At 29.4% G+C, this 25922-nt stretch carries 26 protein-coding genes; 6 read left to right on the top strand and 20 right to left on the bottom strand.

Features of this window, described 5'->3' with window-relative positions:
- Positions 1–14 precede the first annotated feature (14 nt).
- Together KPL44_RS18110 and KPL44_RS18105 are read right to left on the bottom strand one after the other, a co-directional pair.
- Complete coding sequence (locus tag KPL44_RS18110; protein ID WP_216253007.1) at positions 15–1046, bottom strand: FIST signal transduction protein; 1032 nt, start codon at positions 1044–1046, stop codon at positions 15–17.
- Between the two features lie 160 nt (positions 1047–1206).
- Complete coding sequence (locus tag KPL44_RS18105; RefSeq protein ID WP_216253006.1) at positions 1207–2211, bottom strand: LacI family DNA-binding transcriptional regulator; 1005 nt, start codon at positions 2209–2211, stop codon at positions 1207–1209.
- Between the two features lie 257 nt (positions 2212–2468).
- On the opposite strand from KPL44_RS18105, the gene pgmB reads away from it, so the two are divergent.
- Both pgmB and KPL44_RS18095 read left to right on the top strand, forming a co-directional pair.
- A complete protein-coding gene (gene pgmB, locus KPL44_RS18100) occupies positions 2469–3125 on the top strand; it encodes a beta-phosphoglucomutase (RefSeq protein WP_216253003.1) in 657 nt (218 codons plus the stop codon).
- A gap of 26 nt (positions 3126–3151) precedes the next feature.
- On the top strand, positions 3152–5461 hold the full coding sequence (locus KPL44_RS18095) for a family 65 glycosyl hydrolase domain-containing protein (RefSeq protein ID WP_216253002.1): 2310 nt from the start codon (positions 3152–3154) through the stop codon (positions 5459–5461).
- Between the two features lie 99 nt (positions 5462–5560).
- Here the strand turns inward: KPL44_RS18095 and KPL44_RS18090 are convergent, their stop codons facing one another.
- Positions 5561–8020 carry an EAL domain-containing protein gene (locus tag KPL44_RS18090; RefSeq protein WP_216253000.1) on the bottom strand — a complete coding sequence of 820 codons (2460 nt, stop codon included), beginning with the start codon at positions 8018–8020 and terminating at the stop codon, positions 5561–5563.
- 168 nt (positions 8021–8188) lie between these two features.
- Positions 8189–8824 carry an FMN-dependent NADH-azoreductase gene (locus tag KPL44_RS18085; RefSeq protein ID WP_216252998.1) on the bottom strand — a complete coding sequence of 212 codons (636 nt, stop codon included), beginning with the start codon at positions 8822–8824 and terminating at the stop codon, positions 8189–8191.
- Between the two features lie 210 nt (positions 8825–9034).
- Here KPL44_RS18085 and KPL44_RS18080 point away from each other — a divergent pair, with 210 nt between their 5' ends.
- Both KPL44_RS18080 and KPL44_RS18075 read left to right on the top strand, forming a co-directional pair.
- Positions 9035–9349 (top strand): winged helix-turn-helix transcriptional regulator, encoded by a 315-nt coding sequence (locus tag KPL44_RS18080; protein WP_216252996.1) that lies wholly within the window; start codon positions 9035–9037, stop codon positions 9347–9349.
- A gap of 189 nt (positions 9350–9538) precedes the next feature.
- Positions 9539–10243 carry a ferric reductase-like transmembrane domain-containing protein gene (locus KPL44_RS18075; protein WP_216252994.1) on the top strand — a complete coding sequence of 235 codons (705 nt, stop codon included), beginning with the start codon at positions 9539–9541 and terminating at the stop codon, positions 10241–10243.
- Positions 10244–10294: 51 nt separating this feature from the next.
- Here KPL44_RS18075 and KPL44_RS18070 read toward each other — a convergent pair whose 3' ends face one another.
- A complete protein-coding gene (locus KPL44_RS18070) occupies positions 10295–11461 on the bottom strand; it encodes an AI-2E family transporter (RefSeq protein ID WP_216252992.1) in 1167 nt (388 codons plus the stop codon).
- A gap of 202 nt (positions 11462–11663) precedes the next feature.
- Between KPL44_RS18070 and KPL44_RS18065 the strand changes: the two genes are divergently transcribed.
- Positions 11664–12326 (top strand): YARHG domain-containing protein, encoded by a 663-nt coding sequence (locus KPL44_RS18065; RefSeq protein ID WP_216252990.1) that lies wholly within the window; start codon positions 11664–11666, stop codon positions 12324–12326.
- A gap of 78 nt (positions 12327–12404) precedes the next feature.
- Here KPL44_RS18065 and KPL44_RS18060 read toward each other — a convergent pair whose 3' ends face one another.
- From KPL44_RS18060 to KPL44_RS18035, 6 genes are all read right to left on the bottom strand, one after another.
- Positions 12405–14108, bottom strand: a complete 1704-nt coding sequence (locus KPL44_RS18060) for an HD-GYP domain-containing protein (protein WP_216252988.1) — start codon at positions 14106–14108, stop codon at positions 12405–12407.
- A gap of 68 nt (positions 14109–14176) precedes the next feature.
- Entirely contained in the window at positions 14177–14311 is a 135-nt protein-coding gene (locus KPL44_RS18055; RefSeq protein ID WP_216252986.1) for a cyclic lactone autoinducer peptide, read from the bottom strand.
- A gap of 5 nt (positions 14312–14316) precedes the next feature.
- Positions 14317–14970 (bottom strand): accessory gene regulator ArgB-like protein, encoded by a 654-nt coding sequence (locus KPL44_RS18050; protein WP_216252984.1) that lies wholly within the window; start codon positions 14968–14970, stop codon positions 14317–14319.
- Complete coding sequence (locus KPL44_RS18045; RefSeq protein WP_216252982.1) at positions 14954–15439, bottom strand: hypothetical protein; 486 nt, start codon at positions 15437–15439, stop codon at positions 14954–14956. The genes KPL44_RS18050 and KPL44_RS18045 overlap by 17 nt, the downstream gene beginning before the upstream one ends.
- Before the next feature lie 143 nt (positions 15440–15582).
- Entirely contained in the window at positions 15583–16119 is a 537-nt protein-coding gene (locus KPL44_RS18040; protein ID WP_216252981.1) for a DUF5317 family protein, read from the bottom strand.
- Positions 16120–16329: 210 nt separating this feature from the next.
- Entirely contained in the window at positions 16330–17463 is a 1134-nt protein-coding gene (locus KPL44_RS18035) for an ArgE/DapE family deacylase (RefSeq protein WP_367302959.1), read from the bottom strand.
- 288 nt (positions 17464–17751) lie between these two features.
- Here KPL44_RS18035 and KPL44_RS18030 point away from each other — a divergent pair, with 288 nt between their 5' ends.
- Positions 17752–18480 carry a hypothetical protein gene (locus KPL44_RS18030; protein WP_216252979.1) on the top strand — a complete coding sequence of 243 codons (729 nt, stop codon included), beginning with the start codon at positions 17752–17754 and terminating at the stop codon, positions 18478–18480.
- Positions 18481–18597: 117 nt separating this feature from the next.
- Here KPL44_RS18030 and KPL44_RS18025 read toward each other — a convergent pair whose 3' ends face one another.
- From KPL44_RS18025 to KPL44_RS17985, 9 genes are all read right to left on the bottom strand, one after another.
- On the bottom strand, positions 18598–19110 hold the full coding sequence (locus KPL44_RS18025) for a GNAT family N-acetyltransferase (protein ID WP_216252977.1): 513 nt from the start codon (positions 19108–19110) through the stop codon (positions 18598–18600).
- Between the two features lie 163 nt (positions 19111–19273).
- Positions 19274–19528: a hypothetical protein gene (locus tag KPL44_RS18020; protein WP_216252975.1), complete on the bottom strand. Its 255-nt coding sequence runs from the start codon at positions 19526–19528 to the stop codon at positions 19274–19276.
- A 104-nt stretch (positions 19529–19632) separates the two neighbouring features.
- Positions 19633–20289 (bottom strand): DUF975 family protein, encoded by a 657-nt coding sequence (locus KPL44_RS18015; RefSeq protein ID WP_216252973.1) that lies wholly within the window; start codon positions 20287–20289, stop codon positions 19633–19635.
- 223 nt (positions 20290–20512) lie between these two features.
- The gene (locus tag KPL44_RS18010; RefSeq protein WP_216252971.1) at positions 20513–21457 is read right to left on the bottom strand and encodes a ribonuclease Z; all 945 of its coding nucleotides are present in this window, start codon (positions 21455–21457) and stop codon (positions 20513–20515) included.
- Between the two features lie 40 nt (positions 21458–21497).
- Positions 21498–21839 (bottom strand): zinc ribbon domain-containing protein YjdM, encoded by a 342-nt coding sequence (locus tag KPL44_RS18005; RefSeq protein WP_216253045.1) that lies wholly within the window; start codon positions 21837–21839, stop codon positions 21498–21500.
- A 240-nt stretch (positions 21840–22079) separates the two neighbouring features.
- Entirely contained in the window at positions 22080–22286 is a 207-nt protein-coding gene (locus KPL44_RS18000) for a hypothetical protein (protein WP_216105597.1), read from the bottom strand.
- Between the two features lie 94 nt (positions 22287–22380).
- The gene (locus tag KPL44_RS17995; protein ID WP_216252969.1) at positions 22381–23916 is read right to left on the bottom strand and encodes a DUF3502 domain-containing protein; all 1536 of its coding nucleotides are present in this window, start codon (positions 23914–23916) and stop codon (positions 22381–22383) included.
- Positions 23917–23963: 47 nt separating this feature from the next.
- Positions 23964–24857: a carbohydrate ABC transporter permease gene (locus tag KPL44_RS17990; protein WP_216105601.1), complete on the bottom strand. Its 894-nt coding sequence runs from the start codon at positions 24855–24857 to the stop codon at positions 23964–23966.
- An 18-nt stretch (positions 24858–24875) separates the two neighbouring features.
- Positions 24876–25796 carry an ABC transporter permease gene (locus KPL44_RS17985; RefSeq protein ID WP_253201836.1) on the bottom strand — a complete coding sequence of 307 codons (921 nt, stop codon included), beginning with the start codon at positions 25794–25796 and terminating at the stop codon, positions 24876–24878.
- Positions 25797–25922: the final 126 nt, after the last annotated feature.

The following is a 25922-nucleotide window of genomic DNA, read 5'->3' as shown; positions in this document are numbered from 1 at the left end:
TATTATGCCTCCCCTTATTCTACTAGTAACAGTACCATAGTTTGATTAAAGTGATTTTGGTAGAATTGTTCACCATAACTAACAAATCCTGTTTGATTTTCACATAAAGATAGGAGGTTCGAACTTACATTTCCCCATAAATTTTTATCTAAAAACATTAAAGAACGAAGAATACAATTTATTGATAAAACAAAACTAGGTTTAAACACAGCAGATGTCACTGTTTCCTTCATAACTAAATTATAATTAGCAGGCTGTAAAACTTCAACGAAGGTATTAGGGAGTATTTGGCAATAAAATGTAATTGATTTATCTGGATTAACCTTCATAGGTGATGCTATATAAATTCTATCTTTAGAAACCTTCCCTAAGGGATTATTCATGAAATGATTAGCTAAATCAGCTTCCTTAATTCCTAACATTTTGGCATACTCTACAGTCGCTAAATTATTATTAAAAGTTTTTACAGTACGTTTAATAGGATCTGCATCAGTAACCAATAATTTTTTTCCTGAAGGGATATAAATATTTTCTTTAATTAGCTGTGTTCGTTTTTTCATATCAAAGAAAATAGCAACACTATGTACTTCTTTCTTACCAATATAAATTAGAGTTTTTTCAAATTTAAGATTATCGCCAGCACTTCCTCCAATAATTTTAAAATTAGGGTCTGCAAAATAAAAAGTAGTAATTATACTTTCTTCCATAGCAGCTAGACCATCACATAACAATAGAGTAAAAGCATTAGGATTATTTTTTACCTTTTCATATGATTTTTTGAGTTGCTGAAGACTTTTGGCCGGTGGATACATTATTTCAACAATTTCAGCAATCTCTGAATTATATGAAAAGCCCGTAATTACATTATCTTTATATCCTTTAGGAGAAAATTCACCCGATGTTGAGCAAAGAATGACGTTATCTGGGGCAGTTGTAGATAAACTTTTAATTAATGGAATACCTGCAAAAATAACAAATGAAAGGTCAGGATGATTCCCTATATAATCAAGAGTTTCTATAGGGGTAGAGAATAAAAAAGAGTTCATTAATTTGCGCCTCCTATAAATTTATAAAAATAAATCTAACTATTTCCATCAATGTAAATAGTTTTAATTATTTTTATAATTTAACTAAATTATAATATAACTCATTAAAATGTTCAATATAAATATAATTTGCTATTACAATAAAAAAAACCCTAGATATCTAGAGTTTTTTTGTTGAATCTCTTTCTACTAATTTTGTATCAATAATATAATTATTGATATCTTGCTTCTCATTTTCTAATTTGTTTATTAATAGCTTAACTGCATAATAACCTAATTTTTCAGAATTGATATCAACTGAAGATAACGTTGGGTTTCGAAAGGCTGCAATTGGAGTATTATTAAAACCAATAATTGAAATATGCTGGCCTACCACTTCACTTATAGCTTTTAATGCACCAAATGCTATTAAATCATCAGTGGTAACAACAGCTGTAGGTCTCCCTTTACTTAAGATTCTTTTCATAGCATCATACCCACTGTTTTCTGTAAACTCAGCTACTTGGACCATATTTTCATCAAGTTTTTCTCCAATATTATCCATAGCTCTCGTGTAACCATCTAATCTATTTATAGTTACATTAAGTGTAGGTGAACCTCCTATAAATGCAATCTTTCTCTCACCCTTTTGTATAAGATAATTGACAACACTGTACATAGCATGAAAATTATCATTATCAACCCATAAAACCCCTTCAGAATTTTCTGGTTTACCTATTACTACAAAAGGATAATCTGCTTCTTTCAAATAAGCAATGCATTTGTCATCCTTTCGAGCTACAGCCAGAATAATTCCGTCAACTCTTCTACTATTTATCAAACTTGCTATGTGTTCTACTTCTTGGTCTTCGTTATTACTGTATGTATACATGATATAATATCCTTTTTTCTGAGCATAATGACTTATGCCTCTCATAATCTGAATAAAAAAAGGATTAACAAATAAATCTTCATCAGTGTTAGGTAATATAAGTCCTATAGTCTTTGTTGTTTTACTAACTAGGCTCCTAGCTATTGCGTTAGGATGGTAATCTATTTCCTTCATTGTTTTATATACTCTTTGTTTTGTTTCATCGCTAATTCTAGGATTATCTGCAAGTACTCTTGAAACTGTTGATGGTGATACATTTGCGAGCTTTGCTACATCTTTTATAGTTACTGACATGTTACCTTCACTTCCCAATTTGTAAAAATATTCTACGCTTATTATATTATTAATTTTGATATTAATCAAGGTAACTCATGCAAATAGTGCCACATTCTAAAGTAGCTAAATAGAATGATAGTTTATGTATATTACAGCCATAATGACGTTAATAAAAAATAAATTAAATTATTTTGTGCAAACGCATTCACAAATCTATAATTTTATATTATTATATAAATATAGATGTCAGTAAAATAAAAATAAAGGAGACTTATATGCGAAGCATTAAAGCAATGATATTTGATTTAGATGGCGTATTAGTTGATACTGCTAAATATCATTATTTAGCATGGAAAAGGCTAGCAAAAGAATTAAACATTGAATTTTCTATAGAAGACAACGAGAGACTAAAAGGCGTAAGTAGAATGAATTCCCTAGAAATCATACTGGGTATTGGTGGTATTACATTAGATAATGATGCAAAAGTTAAACTAGCAGATAAAAAGAATATCTGGTATGTGGAATATATCTCTAAACTAACCCCCGCTGATATTTTACCTGGAGTTATAGACTTTTTAAAAAGCATTAAAATAAATGGACTAAAAATTGCCTTAGGTTCTTCAAGTAAGAATTCTATGCTTATCCTTAACAACTTAAAATTAACAGATTATTTTGATGCTATCATTGATGGTACAAAAGTTTCTAATACAAAACCAGACCCTGAAGTCTTTTTAAAGGGTGCACTAGCACTAGAAGTATTACCTTGTCAGTGTATAGTCTTTGAAGATGCACAGTCTGGCATCGATGCTGCTATTAATGCTGGTATGTACTGTATTGGTATAGGTTCTAAAAACATACTAAAAAAAGCTAATTTAGTCCTTTCGGGATTTTCTAATATGACTTTTGATAAATTGGAACTATTAAGTAATTAACTGTGAGACTAGCAAGGGGGATTTTAATGAAACATTATTATGAACTTGATGAATGGAATATTATTGAAAAAGGATTTGATTCTGATAATAACGAAATATCTGAGAGTATTTTCAGCTTAGGTAACGGGTTTATGGGACAACGAGCAAATTTTGAAGAAGACTATAGCGGTAACTCTCTTCGCGGAAACTATATAGCTGGAGTTTACTATCCTGATAAAACAAGAGTTGGTTGGTGGAAAAATGGATATCCAGAATATTTTGCTAAGGTTTTAAACTCAACAAATTGGATCGGAATAAACATTAGAATTAATGATCTTACTTTAGATCTTGCTAAATGTAGTGTTAGTGAATTTAAAAGAGTTTTGAATATGAAAGAAGGATATCTGAAAAGAAGTTTTGTGGCTACACTAGAAAATGGAAATGAGATTGAAGTAAATTCTAAAAGATTTATAAGCATGGAAAGATGTGAGATAGGTGTTATAAAGTATTCCATTAGGTTATTAAATTTCAGTGGTAAATTAGAATTTTCGCCTTACCTTGATGGAAACGTTGTGAACTGTGATTCAAACTACGATGAAACGTTTTGGGATGAGATTTCAAAAGGAGCTAAACCTTATGAATCATATGTGATGTTAAAAACTAAGAAATTAGATTTTCACATATGTACAAGCATGACTTTTGAGCTAACTAAAAATGGTGAAACAATTAAACCAATTGTAACACTCAACGAAGGCGAAAAATATGTTTCAAATACGGTCTCAGTCGATTGTTATAAAAACGATGAACTTATAATTTATAAATATGTTGCAAATACCTCATCAAGATATTATAAAATACCAGAATTAATTAAAATAACTAGAGAACTTGCAAGCATTGCTAAAAAAGATGGATTTGGGATGCTTCTAGAGGAACAGTCTAAGGCTTGGAGTGAAAAGTGGAGAGAAAGTGATATAGTTATAAAAGGTGATGTATCTGCTCAACAAGGCATTAGATTTAATATATTTCAATTAAATCAAACCTATACAGGGGAAGATTATAGACTAAACATAGGTCCAAAAGGTTTCACAGGTGAAAAATATGGTGGTGGAACCTACTGGGATACTGAAGCTTACTGCATTCCTTTCTATTTAAGTACAGCAAAGGAAAAAGTATCAAAGAATCTTTTATTATATAGATACAACCAATTAGGCAAAGCTATAGAAAATGCAAAAAAATTAGGTTTTAAAAATGGAGCGGCGTTATATCCAATGGTTACAATGAATGGGGAGGAATGCCATAACGAGTGGGAAATAACTTTTGAAGAAATCCATAGAAATGGAGCCATAGCTTATGCTATATACAATTACGTAAACTACACTGGCGACAAGTCTTACCTTTATGAATTTGGTCTTGAGGTACTTATAGCTATATCAAGGTTCTGGGCTCAAAGGGCAACTTTTTCAAGCAAAAAAAATAAATATGTAATTTTAGGTGTTACTGGACCTAATGAGTATGAAAACAATGTAAATAATAATTGGTATACTAATAAAATTGCCTGTTGGACGATGCAGTATACCCTTAATGTTATAAATTATTTAAGTGAACATGAAAGTAAAACATTAGATGAATTAAAATCAAAGGTTAATTTTAAGGATGATGAGATAGTTAATTGGATAAACATAATTAAGAACATGTACTATCCTCATGATGAAGAACATGGAATTTTCCTTCAACAAGATGGTTACATGGATAAAGAGCAAATATTAGTTAAAGATCTAGACAAAAAAAATATTCCGATAAATCAAAACTGGTCATGGGACAGAATACTTCGCTCATGCTTTATAAAACAAGCTGATGTACTTCAAGGTATTTATTTATTTGAGCAGGAATATGACATAGCCACAATTAAAAGAAATTTCGATTTCTATGAACCAAGAACTGTACATGAGTCGTCCTTGTCCCCATGTATTCATACAATACTCGCTGCTAAAATTGGGAATCATGAAAAAGCTTATGATATGTATTTAAGAGCATCTAGACTTGACCTTGATAATTATAATAATGACACAAAAGACGGCTGTCATACAACTAGCATGGCTGGAACTTGGATGGCAGTAGTACATGGTTTTGGTGGGCTTAGAGTTATTAACAACAAGTTAATTTTAAACCCATTTATTCCAGATCATTGGTGCTCATGTTCCTTCAAAATAATGTTTAGAGGTGCACTTTTAAATATTAAATTTACTAAAGAAACCCTCCAAATACAAAACGAGAATGAAATGCCTATAAACTTATTAGTCTATGAAACTGATTATTATTTAACTGGAAATGACTTATTAGAAGTTAAACTACCATAGATATAAATTCTTTTCTACAAAATGAATTTATTTACAAAAGGTATAGCAAAACTCCGCTATACCTTTTCTTAAATTTTTCTATATAAGCCTAGTGGCATTTCAGTTATCAATTTTTTTCATTAGTTCTTCTATTTTCTTTGCTGACATCGGTTTATAATAGTAATAACCTTGTATTTCATCGCACCCTTCCTTTTTCAAAAATTCTATCTGCTCCTTTGTCTCCACCCCTTCAGCAATTACCTTTAATTCTAAATTTTTAGCTAATGCAATTATAACCTTAATTATCGCTTCATCTTTATTGTTTATATTTATACCTCTAACAAACGAGATATCTATTTTTATTTTATCTACTGGTAATTGTTTAATATAATTTAAAGAAGAGTATTCTGTACCAAAATCATCTATTGCAATTTTTACCCCAAGTTGTTTTAATTGCTTTAAAGATTCAATGATATACTCTGTTTCCTTCATGATTATATTTTCTGTTATTTCTATTTCCAAATCATTTGGATCTAGACCTGTTTCCCTTAAAATCACAACAATATCTTCAATTATTTTTGTGTTTTGAAATTGATTCACTGAAATATTAACTGCTATAGGTACATTTAAAATGCCCATTTCTTGCCATTTTTTATTTTGTTTACATGCAGTTTTAAGTACCCATTCACCTATTGGCAATACCAAACCAGTCTTTTCAGCTATATGTATAAAATCTATTGGATTTACCATTCCAAGTTCTGTATTATTCCACCTTATTAATGCTTCTAGACCAATTATTTTACCTGTTATTAAACTAATTTGTGGTTGATAAAATAATTCTAGTTCATTTTTCTCTATTGCCCCAAATAAACTATTTGTTAACCTCATCTCTTCAACTAAGCTCGCCTTGATACTTTCAGTACAAAGCTGGAATTTGTTCCTACCCTTTTCTTTTGCCTTATACATTGCGATATCAGCATTTTTTATTAATGCTTCTACATCACTACCATCTATTGGATAAATGGACCCACCAATACTAGTAGTTATATATAAATCAGTATTATCTATTATAAATGGTTTTTTAAGATCAGTAAGTATTTTTTCTGATACAGCTTTAATCTCTTCGTCATTTTTTATATCTTGAATCAGAATAAGAAATTCATCTCCTCCAACCCTACAAACTGTATCACTTTCCAACATTATATTTGTTAACCTCTTTGAAACCATTTTTAAAAGCTCATCACCTTTTGCATGTCCCATTGTGTCATTTACCCTTTTAAATGAATCTAAATCAAGGAATAATACTCCTAGGAAACTTTTGCTTAGATCCGCATTAAAAATCCCCTGATTTAATCTATCAATAAATAATGTTCTATTTGGTAACCCCGTTAAGAAATCATAATACGCTAATTTTTTGATTTTAAATTCCATATCTATACGCGCACTTATTTCGCACTCGAGTTCTTCGTTAGAACTACTTAACTCCATAGTTCTCTCCCCTACCTTAATTTCAAGTTCATCATATGATTTCTTCAGTTTTTGCTGAACAAGTTTTATTTCAGATATATCCTGAAAAATGCAAACAATCCCCAGCGAATCTCCCCACTCATCCTTTAAGACTGAAGAAGACAAAAGTATTGGTAATTTATTATTGTTACTTTGTAAAACTTCAATTTCAAAACTACTACAGTTTGATAATTTAGATAATTTTATTGTATCTGCGAATAAATAATTTATAGGTTTATTAATTATCATACTTTTATCATAACCTAATAATTTAAGCGCTCCTTTATTAATATCTTTTATAATACCCTCATGATTTGCAATAATTAACCCTTCACTCATTATTTTCAAAACCTCTAGAGCAAAATTCTCAGGATTAAGGTCCATTAATTTGTATTTTTTAATAGAATACCATACTCCAATTACAGGTATTACAATAATTATAATACCAATACACGGCATAACTGGCCTTCTAATCATTGGAATTACGATATCTGTAATTCCACCTGCAACAACTGCAATAAAAGTTGTTACCAATATAAGTTTTGCCTGTTTTCTCTCTCTTACTATTTCTGAATTCCTCCACCATTTAAATAATAAGAATATAACTGAAATCATATAAGAAAGCCAATATATATTGAAAAAATTTGACCAAATAAACCCCTTATTTTTTGATGAAATATAAGCCCAACCTAATTTTGTTCCAACAAAATTTTGCGATGTTTCTGTATGTAAAACATAAAGATAAATAGATATTATTGCTGGTAAATATAAAATTATATTAGCGAATTTCTTTTTAAAAAAAGCGCCTTTATTAGTTAAAATAATTATAAAATTTAAAAATATACAATAAAAAATCGACCAAAAAAATGTAGAATATAAATGAAAATCACTTGCAGCTTTAGCACTCATTGAACCATTCATCAAGAAGAACATAAACGACCATAATGCCAAATTTATGGCCATTACAGAAAATAGTTTATTTAATTCATTCTTTGAATCATTTAAAAATGTAATAATACCCAAAATCACATATGTAATCCCACATAAAAAATATAAAGTTGTTAAAATAACCATGTATTACTCTCCCCCAGGTTAGTCCTGTTTCTAATTCATTTATAAAGTATACCATAATACTTACAAATTTTATCTATGCTTATTCTTTAAAATCGACAAAACTCCCCTTCTTAAATTTAAGAAAAGGAGTTTTGTTTTATTAATTAACACAATAATTATATTTAGATATTAAAATTTCTGTGCTACTTTCCTTGCTTCGTTTATAGCATTTTTCTTTATTTCATCTGCTTTATCTGGAGCCGAATTCATACCTTCTACAATAATTGATTGTTTATCTGTAATTCCAACAAAACTTAATATTGTATTTATATATCTGTCTCCTAATTCAAAATCTGCAGCAGGTCCACTAGAATACACGCCACCTCTAGCCTGAATATGGACTGCTTTTTTATCAGTTAAAAGTCCAACTGGTCCATTTTGTGTGTATTTAAATGTCTTATTAACTATACATATATTATCTAAATACGCTTTCATCATTGGAGGTATTGTGAAATTCCAAAGTGGTGTAACAAATACATATTTATCAGCTACCATAAACTGATCTAATAAATTATTCATAGCAAGCACTTTATTCTGTTCTTCTTTATCTAACTTTTCAAATGTAACTCCTGCTCCAAGTTTTCCCCAAGCACTGAATACTACCTCATCAATAAATGGAACCTCTGTTTTATATAAATCTAAAGTTATTATTTCATCAGATGGATTAGATTTTTTATAAGTTTCTAAAAATTCATTTCCTACAGCTAAACTAAACGAATTTTCCTTAGTTTTTGGATTTGATGTTATATATAATATTTTTGACATTTTTACATTCCCCTTTTCACTCTTTAATATATTTTTTTAATTTAAATAATTAGTATTGTTTTAATATTAATTTTATATGCTCTGATTTTATGTTACATAAAGTAACTTGTATACTTTTTGTAATTGGATTACTTTATATTGTTATAATACATTGATATACTTACTTTTGTCAAGTAAGTATGTTAAAATAATTATAGGAGATGATTTAGCATGGATAAATTTCATTTATGTCCAAGATTTGAAGCAGCTTTTCAAATTTTAGGGAAACGATGGACCGGATTAATTATACGTTCCTTATTAAGTGGTTCAAAAAGATTTTCAGAGCTACAAGAGATTATTCCAGCTTTAAGTTCTCGTGTACTTACAGAAAGGTTTAAAGAATTAGAAGAACTAGGCATTGTTACTCGTAGTGTTTACCCAGAAATGCCTGTACGTATAGAATATGGACTTACGCAAAAAGGCAAAGACTTAGAAAAAACTATGGATGAAATCCAAAAATGGGCAGAGAAATGGCCCGATAAGTAATTATTTTTATATACCCTCTAAAAAATCAGAGGGTATATTTATTTTTTGATTATATAAACATAGTAAACATATCATTTTATTAACAACTTTATATAAGAAACTTAATTTGTTATTGACTTCATGAAATTAATAAAGTAGAATGGTTTTGATAATCATTATCAAATAAGAAGTTAACAGAGGAGTTTTTACATGATTTTTATCTATTCTTTAATTTTCGCTTTACTATTATCGTTATTTTTTACATCAAACATCAAACAAAATTATTGGACTTATTATTTAATCTCCATAGTTATTGGAATCATTACTACTGTTTATGAAGTTCTTAGAATAACTTCAGGTGTCAAACTTTATGGATTTCCTCTCTACCTAGAAAAAATATTTATAAGAGGTTATATTTCCATAGCATTTTTCATTTTAGTAATGTTTGCAGGTGCTCTAAATTCTAAATGGAAAATAACAAGAAAACTCCAAAGCATAAGGGCGGAACTCGCAATTATGGCATCTATATTTATAATACCTCATGCTCTTATTTATTTTGTTCGCTTCATAGTACTTAAACTTCCAAAAATGTTTAGCACAGGTGTAATACCAAAATTATATATAGCTTATATTCTTTTGGGAATTATAGCATTTATTATAATGATTCCCTTATTTATTACCTCATTTAAAAGGATCAGACGCAAAATGCAAAGTGGAAAGTGGCGAAAATTGCAAAAGCGAGCATACATATTTTACTTTTTAATCTACATACATATCCTGATTATAATGTTAAATGAAAAAGAAATTGATCTGTTAAAATTAAGTAGTTACACAATTACATTTGGTACATACACAATTTTAAAGTTGATTAAATATAAAAATAATAGACAATCTAAATTAAAAATTGCTAGTTAAGTTATCTCCTGCGGAGCTGCAATATTAAAAACTAATAACTAAATATTAAATTTAGTTATTAGTTTTCTCCATATGATAGGTGTACCATTTGCTAATTAATACTTTAAAACAAGCAGCAACTGGTACCGCTATCATCATACCTATAAGTCCCCATACACTTCCACCTATTATAATTGCAAGCATAGTAAATACTGGATGTAGTCCCACACTGTCTCCAACAATTTTCGGTGCAAGTAATTTATTATCCACCTCCTGGACTACAATCATGCCAACAACTGCCCATACTGCTCTAATAGGTTGTCCACTTAGAAGTGCAATAATTACTGCGAGAATAGTTCCAACAACAGGCCCTATATATGGTATCATATTACAAATACCTGCAATAATTCCTATTATTAAAGCATAATCGATTCCAATGAAATACAAGACGATAGCCGATAAAACACCTACAATGCAAGCCTCTAATAATTGACCTCTTATATATTTATAAAAAGTAATATCTATAATTGATAAAATTTCTTTTAATTTATTTCCCACTTTACTTTTCCCAAATATGAGATTGAAAGTTTTTTCCCATAAATCCATAAAATATTCCGAGTCTTGTATTAAATATATACTCAATACTAAAGCTATAAAAAATGAAGCTATATTTCCACCTATAGATAAAACAGAATCTGTCATTATTCCTATACTTGTTGTAAAATAGTTCTGAACATAACCTACGATTTGAGTTATTTTATCATTTAAATTTCCTAGCATTGAAATATTTGAGTTTTGTAATTTCTTAGTGATTGAACTAACTGACAATGTTGGGTTATTTAAATATTGGGTAAGATATTCTGTCATATTGGTTATAGTTATATTATTAGAAAGCTTTCCTCCAATCATAATGTATATTCCACTAATAATAGCAGCAATACCAGCTATTACTAATAGATAAATTGCTAAAATTCCTACTAATCTTCTAGGTGCAGCTCGTTTAAATATCTTTCTCTTTTTTAAGAAATTTTCAATAGTTTTCACACCTGGCTTGAATAAGTACACAATTACTAATGCCATAAGAAGTGGTTTTACAAGTCCAATAATTTTCCCTATAAAGCTTGATACAAAAGAAAATATAGCACCTATATCATTAAAAATTGTTATACCTATATAAATTAAAAGCACCGTCGCCGCACCATATAAACAGTATTGTAATAATTTTCTATCTATTTTCATTTTTATCCCCTTTATTCTATAGTTACCTTACATTATAATAAATTTCTGAGTAATGGTAAAGGTTAATATTAAATATTACTAACACATTATAAATTTAGTATAGATTCGACATAAATTCATTGTTTTTATTTTAAAACCTTTGAAATCCACATTTATTTTAGTATAATATCTATTATAAAGCTTAAAGAGGAGACGGTAATTTATGTATTGTTCTAAATGTGGTTCTGAGATAAAAGATGGCGCCAATTTTTGCTTTAAATGTGGTAATAAAAGCACAAAACAAAGTATAGTAAATCATGAAAAGATTTCAACTATACCAGTATCAACTACTTCAAAGGGAATTAATGCTTCAAATGAAATGACTACTTCAATGACAAGCATCAAAAATAAACCTAATACTAAAAGGTTTATTATAATTGCTGTTGTAATTGGAGTATTATCAATAGGATTTATTAGCTATTATATTTCGCTTTCAAAATTTTCATCCACAACTACTAAAGCTTCAGACACAACTTCTATAAAAAACGAAGTTATTCCAAGTAATACTGGTACTAATAAAACCTCTAATACAAAATCTCAAGCTACTACATCTGCAAATAAAACTGATTCCTATATTTTTTCTAAAAGCGGTAGTGAAAATCTTTTAGAATCTGATATATCTAAATTAGTAAAAGGAGATTTATCTTTAGCTAGAAATGAAATCTTTGCAAGACATGGTTTTGTATTTAAAAGTGAACCTTTTAAGAGCTATTTCAATAATAAGTCTTGGTATAAACAAAATTCTCTTTTTAAAGGAACTGATCTAGAATTAAATGCAAAAGAATTATATAATGTACAATTAATTTTGAAATATGAAAACAAATAACAAAATTCAGAAAATGATGATAAAGTTATCTACATTTTCTGAATTTCTTGTAATTTTATAATAAATCAAAAATATCTTCTAATCATCTACATTACCAATCCGGTTTTCATTTTCCCTAATAACTTCGATAAACGAATCCGCAATTTCTTTATCAAACTGCTTTCCGCTACATCTTTTAAGCTCTTCAATAGCTTCTTTATAAGTTTTTCTTATATTATAGGGTCTAGAAGACGTCATAGCATCAAAACAATCTACTACTGTCAACATCCTCACAAGGTAAGGTATGTCTTTTCCTTTTAAATTATCTGGGTATCCATTACCATCGTATCTTTCATGGTGATATAATATTAGAGGAGCAATTTCCTTAAGTGATTCAACGGATTTTATAATCTCTACTCCATTTACTGAATGTTGTTTCATTATTTCCCATTCATCTGGGGTTAATGGCATATTTTTATTTAATATTTCCTTTGGAATGTTTATTTTTCCAATATCATGCATATAAGCGCCATATATTAATTCCTTTTTATTTTTTTCATTTAGTTTAAGTTTATCAGCGAGTAACCTACTGTAAATAACTACTCTTTCGACATGACCATATGTATATTTATCCTTAGCATTAATAACACTTATCAGAGTTTTTATTGATGTAATAATATCTATATGTTCACCTTCTGTATCGATTTTTAATTCTTCCAATATAGAAGTATAACTTTCAACTCTATTTTTATCAAAAAACTTAGCCCTATAAAGTGCATCATCCGCACTTTTAAAAAGTTCAACAGCATTTTTAGCTTTACTTGGATAAATTGATGTTCCTATTGAGACAGTCAATTTACCATTTGGCTGATTTTCTTCACCATTAAAATAGGTTACTTCTATCTTTTTTCTTAATCTTTCTGCTTGCTTAATTGCATCTTCCTCAGAAGTATTTGGAAGAACTATAACAAATTCTTCTCCCCCATATCTCGCAACTACATCATCTTTACTAAAACTATTTTTCAATATAAAAGCAACTAACTTAAGTACTTCATCACCCATTTGATGTCCATTCATATCATTATAAATTTTAAAATAATCTATATCTATCAAAATCATCGCTACTAAATTATTCTCTTTTTCACAGGTTTTCATTATTCCCTCTAATGCATCATAAAAAAATCTATGATTATAAAGCCCTGTAAGCCCATCTTCATTTGCTAATCCCTCGAGCTTCTTTATATGTTCACCTTCTATCCTTACATAAAATTCCAACGGCCATGCAGTAAGAATAAAAACTCCAGATAAAATTAAATCATTCTCAAAAAACTGATTAACTTGTACATTAGGTGCACCCATAATAAGATCTAATGATAATATAAAAATTGAAGAAATACTTGCAACTAACATCCCTTGTTTCATGCCTTGTTGAAGCGTTGAAGTTATTATAATAAATAAAAATAAAAATTTATAATCACTTGTATTTTTACCTGAATAAAATATAACAATAATAAAAAATAGAATAAATACAAGGTTTTCTATGATTTGTACAATGTTAGTATATTTAGAATCTATTTTTTTAATAGTTGCCATTGACCATATAAAATATACCGACAATAATATTAATATAACTACGAAAAATGAAATAAAACTATAATTAGTATCTACTGTGACTTCTGCTATGGTATTACCCTTAAAAAAATATCTTAGAAATACCATTCCAGAAAATAATAATGAAGCTAATTTTACTATTGACACTATTTCCCAGATTTTTTTTTGTTTGTCATCTTTTAAATCACCCATATTATCACTACCTCATTAAATTCATTATAATAAATAAAAAAGGTCAGTAAACTGACCTTTTTTATTTATTATTTTTCTCTTAGGCATTTTGGTTCTTCAGGCTGATAAACACCCCAATAACATGCCGAAGATGCCACAGAAGTCGCAGCAAGTGTTGTTGCTAATGCAATTAAAGTGAATAGGTGTTTCTTTAAAAATTTCATAATATTTACCCCCTATTTTTAATTATATGATATAAAAAGTGATCTACTTTACCTACTAATAAGTACCCTGGAGACGTAATAGTAAAAGTTTGCCATAATATGCCTGAATATAAACATAAAACATAAAACATAAGTTTTTTTTCTCCACTACTTATATATAACAAGATAAGAAATACTGTTATAGCTAAATAAACACTTAAAAGTATTATAGATACTTTCTTCATCCGATTTCTTTTTTCTTGTTTTACTATAGGTTTTGAGGCGCTGTCCACCGGAACTAATTTATAAATTATATAATAAGACCAAGTAAAAATTACAACTTCTAGTATTATAACTAATTTAAAATCAACTAAAAAATTTAATAAAAGTGATATTAATATTGCTTGTCCTACACTTACAATTGTGCCTATAAAATTGCAAATTCCTGGTGAACTTGCATGAACCCCTCCTGAATATTTTCTAAAAATAGCAGCTGTAAATGATATTATTAAAGCTTGAAAAGCTACATTAAACAATGATCCAAATATAAAAACAAGAATTATAGAAAAAAACATCTGTATTAAAGCAAAAGTACCATAGGCTATTACTTCCTGATTATCATTATCAAGGGATAATTCTAATACTACTTTATTAGCAATATTATTAGATAATTTCTCCATCTATAACCTCCTTCAACTTTTTATTTTTAACTAAATAGACATAATACATAGATACTATAGCAGCAAAAATCAACAATGATGGAATACCGTATAATATTTTTAATGAAGGATCGTTTAACACATACCTCACATCTGCTTTAAATATATACTGAATTATAAAAACGTTCGCTCCTTCACAGACGAACTCGAGAATTATTGTCATAATACTAGCTTGTATGGACTTAATTATACTTATCTTATTTATATTAATTGTTAATACAATAACTACTACAACAGCAATAATAGTATGTATCCCATATTGAATTGGTAATAACCTTATTAAATAAACTGCAATAATAAAAAATATACTTGATATTATATATTTTTTTACATTAATAACAGTTTTAGAAAATACATGAACTGCAAAAATAACTAAAAACTCCTCCGGCAGAATTCTTAAGAATACATATAATAACGTCAATCTTAACATCTTTTGTTTCTCTCCTAACAACCCTATGTATATTTTTGTATATGTTAATAATTATATCATTAATATTACAAAATAGGATATATTTATTAATATAGTTCAATTAATTTTATATACTATTAAATCAAAGTTCCATCTTCTATTACTTATGTTTTGTTAATGACTTTTATAGTATTAAATAGAATTATAAAAACAAAAACTCTTATACATATGTCGCCAATACTCATAATACAATAACCTACATCAATTATATCTGTTAAACACTTCAATTTAGTAACTCCACTTCCTAAAATGTGTATATCCTTAACCTTCATAAAAGAATCAGATTTTACATAACCAGTTAAGTATGATAATGTTGGAAATACAGGCATTTTCCCATTATTAGCTGCTATAACAATATTATTTAAGATACTTCCAATAATAATAAATATCGACCCTATAATTGCACTAATATTAAGTTTATATTTGATAATCAAAATTATAAATGTTAAAAGATAAAAATAATGAAAAACACTAGTATACTTGATAAATGTATAGTTATCATTAAATATCATAACCTCTGAAATTACATACAATAGTACAAATGTTAATACAGGGTATATCGCCCAGTTCTTAAAAAGTAGTCTTATTTTGTAACCTTTTATCTTTGCAAAAATAAGTGCTAAAAGTATTGGTTCAATCATATATATTCCTCACATTCAGAATTTTTACATTTAATTTAATTTATTTCTATTATACTAATATTTAGTATGTATTTCTACCTTTTTACAAAAAAAATGTGTTTTATAAATAAAATAAATAATACCCAGCGACGCCATTACAATATTTTTGATATTGTTCCATGGTTTTCTGGGTATTTTAAAATTTTATATAATAAGTATATTCATTTATTATTATTTTAAATATCGTAATGCTATTTCCTTGTATAATTTAATAGAATTAATGTATTTACTTATTTTTACATATTCGTTTGGCTTATGAGCTTGCGTTTCTTCGCCAGGTCCACAAATAATAACGGATAAATTATTATTAAAACTCGGAACAAATATGGATGCATCTGTACAATAAGTTACACCTTTGGCTTTATATTCACTTCCAAACAATTCTGTTGCTGTATCTAGTGTTAACTTAATAAATTGATCATCTGATTTGTTTTTTAATGCCACTTTATCATTGAAAACTTTAATATCAAATTTAGCTTTAGAACTTGACTCAATTTCTGCTAATAATGCCTTAATATCTGATAGAATTTCCTGATGATTTTGACCCGGAACAGTACGAATGTCAATTTGCAATTTGCACATATCAGGCACTACATTGACTTGGACGCCACCAGAAATAGTAGCAATATTTAAAGTTGGACCCCCAAGTAGGCTATCCTCCTTATATTTGAATTTAAACTTATCATGCAAAGCATTTATAAAATAGTTCATGTTATCAATTGCATTAATTCCATGTTCAGGCATTGACCCATGAGCAGTTTTACCATATGAAATTATCTCTAGCCACAAGGCACCTTTGTGGGCAACAAAAATTTCACCATCACTAGGCTCAGCTATGACCATAGCTCCAGCACCATTTAAGCTTCCATCCGCTACCATAGTGTTTGCACCTATACAATCAACCTCTTCTCCTGCAGTCGCTGCAAAAACCAGGTCCCCTTCCAGTGTTACTCCTGATTTAGAAACTTCAATCATAGCCATAATTAAAGCGGCTAAACCACCTTTCATGTCAGAGGATCCACGTCCATAAATTCGATCATCAATTTCTTCAGCTCCAAATGGTTCATGTTCCCATGGGATTTCTCCCACTGACACAGTATCCATATGACCGCAAAAAACTAAACTTTTTTTATGTCCTGTTCCCTTTATCCTAGCAATCAAATTGGCACGGTTGTCACCAACAGACTGTATTTTGGATTCAATACCACTTTCCCTTAACTGCTTTGCAATAGCCATAGCTACCATTATCTCATTACCAGGTGGATTGATACTGTTAATTCTTAAAAGATCTTTTAGAAAATCAATTGCCTCTTTAATTTGTAATCACTCCTCATAACATTGCTTATATACAATCTCTTTAATACCTCTTATATTTACATTCCCTAAAGATTATATTATATTCGATAATAGATATAAGTGCTCTTAATTATTGAAAATAAGAGATTAAATTGATAATATAACTCCACCATTCTGTATAATTTTATAATTTCAACTATATTGTATTAGGCTAAAATCTCATATATAATTATATTATGTGGTTTTTCATTTAGGTTTCAAAAGTAAATCAAAGAATATAGAATAAAAGGGGATATTATGAAAAAAATAATTTTAACTTTATTTGTTGCCCTTTTACCAGTTTTAGTGTTAAGTGGTTGTGTTCAATATTATAATGGTGTACCTGTTAACAGTGCAAGTTATACTAGAACATTTACTTTTACCAAAGATGAAGAGGGTTTCGAAGGTGGATTTGCAGATCTCCCTATTGATTATAATCCATTTATTTATACCTTGGCTTTTAAACAAGCAAGTGTACCAATTAAAGATAAACTTGATAAAGGCCTTATGTTAAAGGGTCATAATCGAAGTGATGATTTATTTATGTATGTTTCTAAAAAATTTAATGTTAAGGATGGATTACGTCCAAATACAAAATACACAGTACTTCTTAGTTTTGATATAGCTACAAATATTGCTGGTGGTGGAATTGGTGTTGGTGGCTCACCAGGAGCAAGTGTATATGTGAAAGCAGGGATTATAAACAAAGCACCTCTTGTTGAAAACATAAATGGCATGAAAACTATAAATGTTGATAAAGGAATTCAAGCAAATGGTGGAAAAGAAATGCAAGTTTTAGGAAATATAGAAAAAATAAACTCTACAGATGATACCTACGAATATAAAAATTTTCAAAATAAAATTGATGTAACTACAAATGCCAAGGGAGAAGCTTGGTTAATTATAGGAACAGATTCGGGTTTTGAGGGATTGACAGACATATATATAACCAATATTAAGCTAACTGCTAACCTATTCACTAAGTAAAAAATGATTTACACCCTACAAACATCTCCTAAACATAAAAATAACATGTAGTTATTATTTACATAACTACATGTTATTTTATATGTACTCATTAATGTACTCAGTGCATTTGTATTGCTAATTTGATAACTTACAGTTAGCGTCTAATGTTAAAACCATGTCATACCATTTCGCGCCACCATGTACTGATTCAGATACACCCATATTTTTATATCCAAATTTCGCATAATAATGAATAAGCCTCTCCTTGCACGTTAAAATAACCCCTTTTAGGCCCGCTACCTTTGATACTTCTATCATATAATTCATAAGTTGTGCTGCAATTCCTTGATTACGATACTTTGGTACTACATCTAGTCCAAAAATAGTCTGATAATCTCCATTTGGGTTATGTAGTGTAGCATTCTCGTAGAGCTCATCATAGATAACAGTTCCATTGATAACGCAGCCATTTACAAACCCAATAATTTCCCCGTCTACTTCTGCTACGAAAAAGTTTTCTGAGAATGTATGAATACGTTCTCCTAAAGATATTCTTGTAGCTGCTTCCGCCTTTGGAAAACAGCTTGATTCCACTTTCGTTATCGCGTCTAAATCTCCAATCACTGCTTGTCTAATTTCAATTTTCATTATAATTCTCCCTTCATTACCATCAATTTATGCCACTTTGTTTAACGACATTTCAGAAGGAGAATAATATTACAACAAAATACAACTTGATATTTATCAAGTTGTTTTTGTAACTATTATCTTTCATAATATCAACAATTTCTATTGCTATAGTATAAAATCTTTAGCTTTCCACTACATCCTCAATAAACTCAGCGCTTTCCAATTCCTCAAAAGCATCTTCTACAGATATACTGTCTAAAATCCTTCCTGTAAGAATTACACCTTTTTTGAAATCTTCATCCCATTGAAAATCGGTCATTACGCTATCAATTCCTAAATCTTCAGCCATATCCTTTGCACTAATATCTTGACCTTTATAGTTTTCTAGACCATCTTCACTGATTGTTATTTCATAAATTTTATTTTTATTTGACATTTTTATTCCTCCCTAGACCATAATATAGTATTTTAAAAATACTACATCTAATGTTCTACAAAGGACTGAATAATATCCCTCTGTTTTTTTTAGGATATAAAAGTTTAAATTATATTAAATCTTATATCCTGGTAAAAGTTAGCTATAGCAGCTTCATAGTAAGGCCTAATCCATAAAAATCCTATACCAAAAGTTATTATTCCTAATATGAACCAGCCTATATAACTACACCATAAACTAAACAGTTTAAATTTGAAGCCAACCATCATGCGTTTACTTCGGTCTAATGATTCCGAGGCACTTAGTTCAGGATTATCCATCATAATATAGTATGACATTGAATATCCTAGCGAAGCAATAATTCCTGGAATGATAAGAAGTAACATCCATAAAATTGTGAAAAGCCCAATAAGAAAATTTAGAACAAATGATTTCACAAAAAATTTAAAACCACTAAACATATTTTCAATAACTGGCCCCTCATTCCGTATAAGCTTAAGAAAATAAACTGATACACCAAGAGTTATTGGTCCAGACAAAACAAAACTTACCAAACTACCAAAGCCATTGGATGAGTACGTCATTGGAACTCTAACCAATTCTTCATTCTGCCAAATATTTTGAAAGGAATGTACAACATTCCCCCCTGAAAATGACATTGTAACTAACCAAGCAATAAAACACACGATCCCAGCTTGAAGCCATTTACCATTTAACTGTTCCCTTGCCCTACGTTTTAAATCACTACTTTGTTGTGGCATGTTTTTACCCTCCCCTTAATAATTTAACTAATCGCTCCTATTTATAGTATTCAAATATTGTCTTAAATAACCCTAAAAATTTAACTTTACTATCTTATCACATTTTTTAGCAAAACACTCTGCTTACATACTTCAATATCATTCTACAATTACCCTTTAAATTTCCTAGGAAATATCAAAAACCACTACTCCCATACGTAGTGGTTTTATAAAAAAAATTTTTCTAATCTTTAAAAGAAAGAGTCTTTATCTTTCTATCCGTACCAATAATAGTGTTTTTAAAAATAACTTCTGCTCTATCCTTATACTCTTCTGGGCTCAGCATTGAAGGACTAAAATGTGTTAATAAAAGCTCTTGTACTTCTCCGCCTACAGCAAGCTTGGCTGCCTCGCAAAAGGTCATATGTTTATTTCGTGTAGCTTTTTCAATATCATTTTCATCACCATAAGTTCCCTCACATACAAACAAGTCGCTTCCATTAATAAATGCTTTTATTTTAGAAATTGGTCTTGTATCCGTTATAAAACTAATCTTTATTCCTACTCTTTCAGCTCCAAAAACCAACTTTGGCAAATATGTTTTTCCATGGTCCGTTATAATCTCATTTTTCTGGAGTCTATTCCAAAATTCTTTTGGTATTTCATTTTCAATTGCACTTTTAACATCAAATTTTGGTTTTCTATTAAAATAGAGGCTATAACCTAAACAATTAGTTGAATGCTCAAGTTCCAGTGTTGAAATTATCAAGTCATTAAATTCTCCTACTGTAGTTTCTGTAGAATTTAACGGAGCTTTTATCTTCACAGGTTCTTGTGGATTTTCTAAGATATTAATTTCATAAGGAAGATAAGGGGCTATAACCATTAACCCTTTAACCATAGCCGTAATACCTATAGGCCCAATTATAGTAATTGGAAGCGTTCTGCCACTGTTACCAATTGTTAAAAGCAAACCGGGAAGTCCAACAATATGATCTGCATGTCCATGGGTTAAACAAATCACATCTATTGATTTAAATCCCCACCCAAGCATTTTCATAGATACTTGAGTGCCTTCTCCACAGTCCATTAATATTTTTCTTCCTTTATAACTTATTAGAAGTGAAGATAAATATCTTTCTGGAATTGGCATCCCTCCTCCACATCCTAGAAGTGCTAAATCAACCAATTAAATCATCTCCATCTATTTTTTGTTTGTAAAATATTATCTATATTTTTTTAACAAATTCAGATTTTAATTCCATGGCTCCAAAACCATCAATTTTACAATCAATATTATGATCTCCATCAACCAAACGAATGTTTTTTACTTTTGTACCTTTTTTTAAAGATGTTGGACTTCCCTTTACTTTAAGATCTTTAATTAGTGTTACAGAATCACCATTGTTTAATACATTCCCATTTGCATCTTTGATAATTTTTTTCTCTTCACTATTTTCAGTTTCTGATCCTAAAGTCCACTCATTTGCACATTCCGGGCAAACCAAAAGATTTCTATCCTCGTATGTGTATTCTGAATTACATTTTGGGCAATTTGGCAAATCGGCCATAATTTCATTTCCTCCATTCGTTATTGTTTCTAGTATATAATTCCTTCTAGATTTCATTTTTAAATCATCAACTGCGTTGCTGCAACAGCTTCGCAGAAGATACGTTAGTTTCTCATTCATTTATATACTATCATAGTCTTCTACTATCCACAAACCATCATGCAAATATATATAAAAAGCGCATTAGATAAAATATATATCTACTGCGCTTTAAATTTTAAATGTTTTAATTAATTTAATTTAGTTTTTGTTTCTAGTCCCTTCATTCGCCGCTTGGACGCTAGCATTTCCATTAACTTTATATCCATTGTTAGCATTTTTACTATCCAAGCTATTAGCAACAAGACTTTGATCCTTTTGTTTTATGCTCATATTTTTACTCAGACTATTATCACTATTAGGTATAATATTTTGATTATTTTCAGCTATGGTTTTATTTTGGCTCATAAAAAACATCTCCTTTAATAATTATTCTATATTATAATGCCATTAACCTAATATACTTATACTAAAATAGAAATTGCGTATTTAAATAATTTTTTTATTTTTTAGATTTAATAAATTTATCCGCTTGCTCCTGAACTGCTTTCATTACCTTATCTAATCCTGCAGCTTTTAATTTTTGACTGTAAATTTCAGTTCCCTTAACTGGATCTGCTATTATTCCAAGGTGAAGAGGAAGACCGTATTGAGTAACTACAGTGTTTATTGCTGCCATTTCATTTTTCACAAGACTATCATCAAATGTAAATGTCTCTAAAGGATTATGAATAGTATCATTCTTTTGCCATTTAGCAATAGTTTCTGGTACTATCTTTGGTCTAGCAACATCTGTACGGGTTATAGATGTATGCCATCCCCATGGGCAAACGTTTCCTGCTGGGAAATTAGCTGTGGCACCTAAAGTTTTGAATTCTTTATCACCGACAGCATCCCAATGAGTACCTTTTACTCCGTTAAATGTTATGTCATTTAAATCTTTATCATATCTTAAAAGGTCTAATGCCATTAATGCTCTCTCAGAATTTTTTGAATTTGCATTTATAGCCATACCATTATTAGTGTAAGGATTAGCAAATTTTTTGCTTCCTGGTAATATATCTGCTATTTCTACTTTCCACTCAGGATGAGCTGCATTCATTATTTTAAGGTCATTTGCAACTGATCCAATATTCCAAATCATTGATGCTGACTTTCCAGCTTTAAATCCATCATCTCTTGTTTCTTTACTAGATATAGAACTCTTAGACCAATACCCACTGTCTGCATATTTTTTCATTTTTACAGCGTAGTCTTTGTATTCTGGTGTATCAATTATAGAAAATATTTTTCCAGTAGTATCATTCATTTTATATCCTAAAATAGGATCAGAACCATAGGTTCCCATTACTCCAGTAAAACCATTTGCCTGAAGCTCTAAAGGAAATTGAAGATTTTGTCCTCCGCCATTAATTATAGGAACTATATCTTTTTCATTTTTTGCTATAGTCTCATAATATTTTTCAAGGCCTGCCTGACTTGTAATTGCAGGTATATGATATTTTTCTCTTAAATCCCCTCTAATACCTACAACTGAATATGCATACTCATCTTGGTCGTTAGGAATCATATATATTTTTTTATTAACCTTAGCTTGTTCCCATGCAAGTTTAGGTTCATTTTTAACGCTTTGAGGCGCATATTTTTGGAGTAGTTCAGGTGTTAACTCAAGGAATCCATTTCTAGTAGCCATTTGGTTATAATAACACCATCCTGTTGCAGTGAAGATCAAATCAAAATCTTCCCCTGAAGAGAATAGCAATGGATATTTTGTAGCTTGATCCCCCCAAGATATGAAATTAACATCAATGCTTGCATTAATTTTTTGCTTTAATATTGCATTCATTTTACCATAAACAGCATCAGCATCTTTTGGCTTATCTCCTAGAATATACATTTTAAGCTTTACCGCATCTTTTGTATCAGCAGTTGCTTTAGTCGAAGTTGTATTTTTGCTTGTTGAACAACCCGAAAGTGACGACATAATGATACCAGCTACTAAAAATGTAACCCCAAACTTTTTCATAAATTTATTCATAACTAATTTTCCCCCTCATAATGTAATATATATTTAATTAATGGGTACTACCCCTTAACTGCACCTATTGTAAGTCCTTGTACAAAATATTTTTGAACAAATGGATACAAGAATATTATCGGACCTGTAACTATAACTGTAAGTGCCATCTTTAAAGACTCACTTGGCAAATCCATTTTAACATTAACACTTCCTCCTGAAGTTGCTAATATGTTTTTGTAAGCATCGATATTATTAACTATTTTATAAAGAAAATATTGAAGACTATACATTTTGTCATTTTGAATAAATAACATTGCATTATACCAATCATTCCAATATCTTAAAGCAATAAACAAACCCACAGTAGCAAGGGCTGGTTTAGATAATGGTAGTATTAGTTTAATAAATATAGTAAAATCTCCAGCGCCATCAATTTTTGCAGACTCAGATATGGCATCCGGTATACTACTCATATAACTCTTCATTATCAATATATTAAAAACACTTAAAAGTAATGGAAGTATAAGTGCTAAATAATTATCCTTCATACCTAAATATCTAACCATTAATATATACCAGGGTACAAGTCCACCAGTAAATAAAGTGGTAAAATAAAAGTAGAAAGAAAATTTATTTCTCCATTCGAAATCCTTCCTTGTAAGTACATATGCTGTCATCGCAGTTACAAGTAGCCCAACAAACGTTCCAACAATTGTTATAAATATAGTAACACCATACGCTTTAAGTACTACCATAGGTTCCTTAAAAGCGAGTGCATAGGCTGAAGTTGTAAACTCCTTTGGTATTAAACTAAACCCATGTTTTAAAATATATGACTCAGATGTAAATGAGCCCGAAATTACAATTATTAATGGAATTATACAAAACAATGTCATAATTATTATAACAAGATAAGCTATTATATTAAATGCTGCTCTATCCTTTGATAATTTCTTCATATTCCTACCCCCTCCATTCTAAAATAATGCATTATCCTCATCGTGTTTTTTAACTGCAGTATTTACTACCATTATTGTTATGAAACAAAATACTGACTGATAAAGGCCTGCAGCAGCTGCCATACCAACTTCGTTAGTTTGAAGTAGTGCCCTAACTGTAAATGTATCAATAACATCAGTGGCATTGAAAAGCGTACCATTATTTCCAATGATTTGATAGAACATATCAAAGTTTCCTCTAAATATAGTACCAACCGCAAGTAGTGTAAGTATTGTTATTGTTGGAACAAGCGACGGAAGTGTAATATATCTAATACGCTCAAATATATTTGCTCCATCTATTTCTGCTGCTTCATAAATTTCTGTATCAATACCCATTATTGCTGCTAAATAAAGTACCGTACCATATCCAAGGCCTTGCCATGCACAAAATATTATTATGATTAAAACCCATGCAAGTGGTTTTGAATACATATCTATTGCTGCAATATGAAAGAATTTAAGTACAGAATTAAATGTTCCATGCTCAAAACTAAATATATTATACGATATAACCCCCACTATAACCCAAGATATAAAATATGGTAGAAACATAAGTGATTGAGTTATCTTTTTAAAATATTTGTTTTTTATCTCTGATAAAAATATAGCCATTGCAATTTGAAGTACTGTATTAACAAATATAAATGCCAAATTATATAAAACTGTATTACGAGTTACTATAAAAGCTTGCCCCGACATAAAGAAGAACTTAAAATTATCAAGACCAACCCATGGACTTCCAAATATTCCTCCCTTAAAGTTGTAACTCTTAAATGCAACAACTATTCCCGCAATCGGAAGATAGCTAAATATAAAGAAAAAAAGTACCGCCGGTAGAAGCATTAACAATAAAGTTTTATTTTTTTTAACCTTATGTAAGAAGCTTGTATTTTCCATTATAATCATCATCCTTTCAATTTATAAACGTTTTCATTACTATGACATGAGTATATCATTTTCAAGTTTAGAATTTATTAGCAATTTTTTACGATATTAGTAAAATCATATTTATATGGAGCGATT

This window comes from Clostridium sp. DSM 17811 (genome assembly GCF_018861905.1).
GTDB classification, from domain to species: Bacteria; Bacillota; Clostridia; order Clostridiales; family Clostridiaceae; genus Clostridium_AD; species Clostridium_AD frigoriphilum.
Note: the sequence above shows the minus strand (reverse complement) of the source record. Positions and strands in the feature narration are given on the sequence as shown.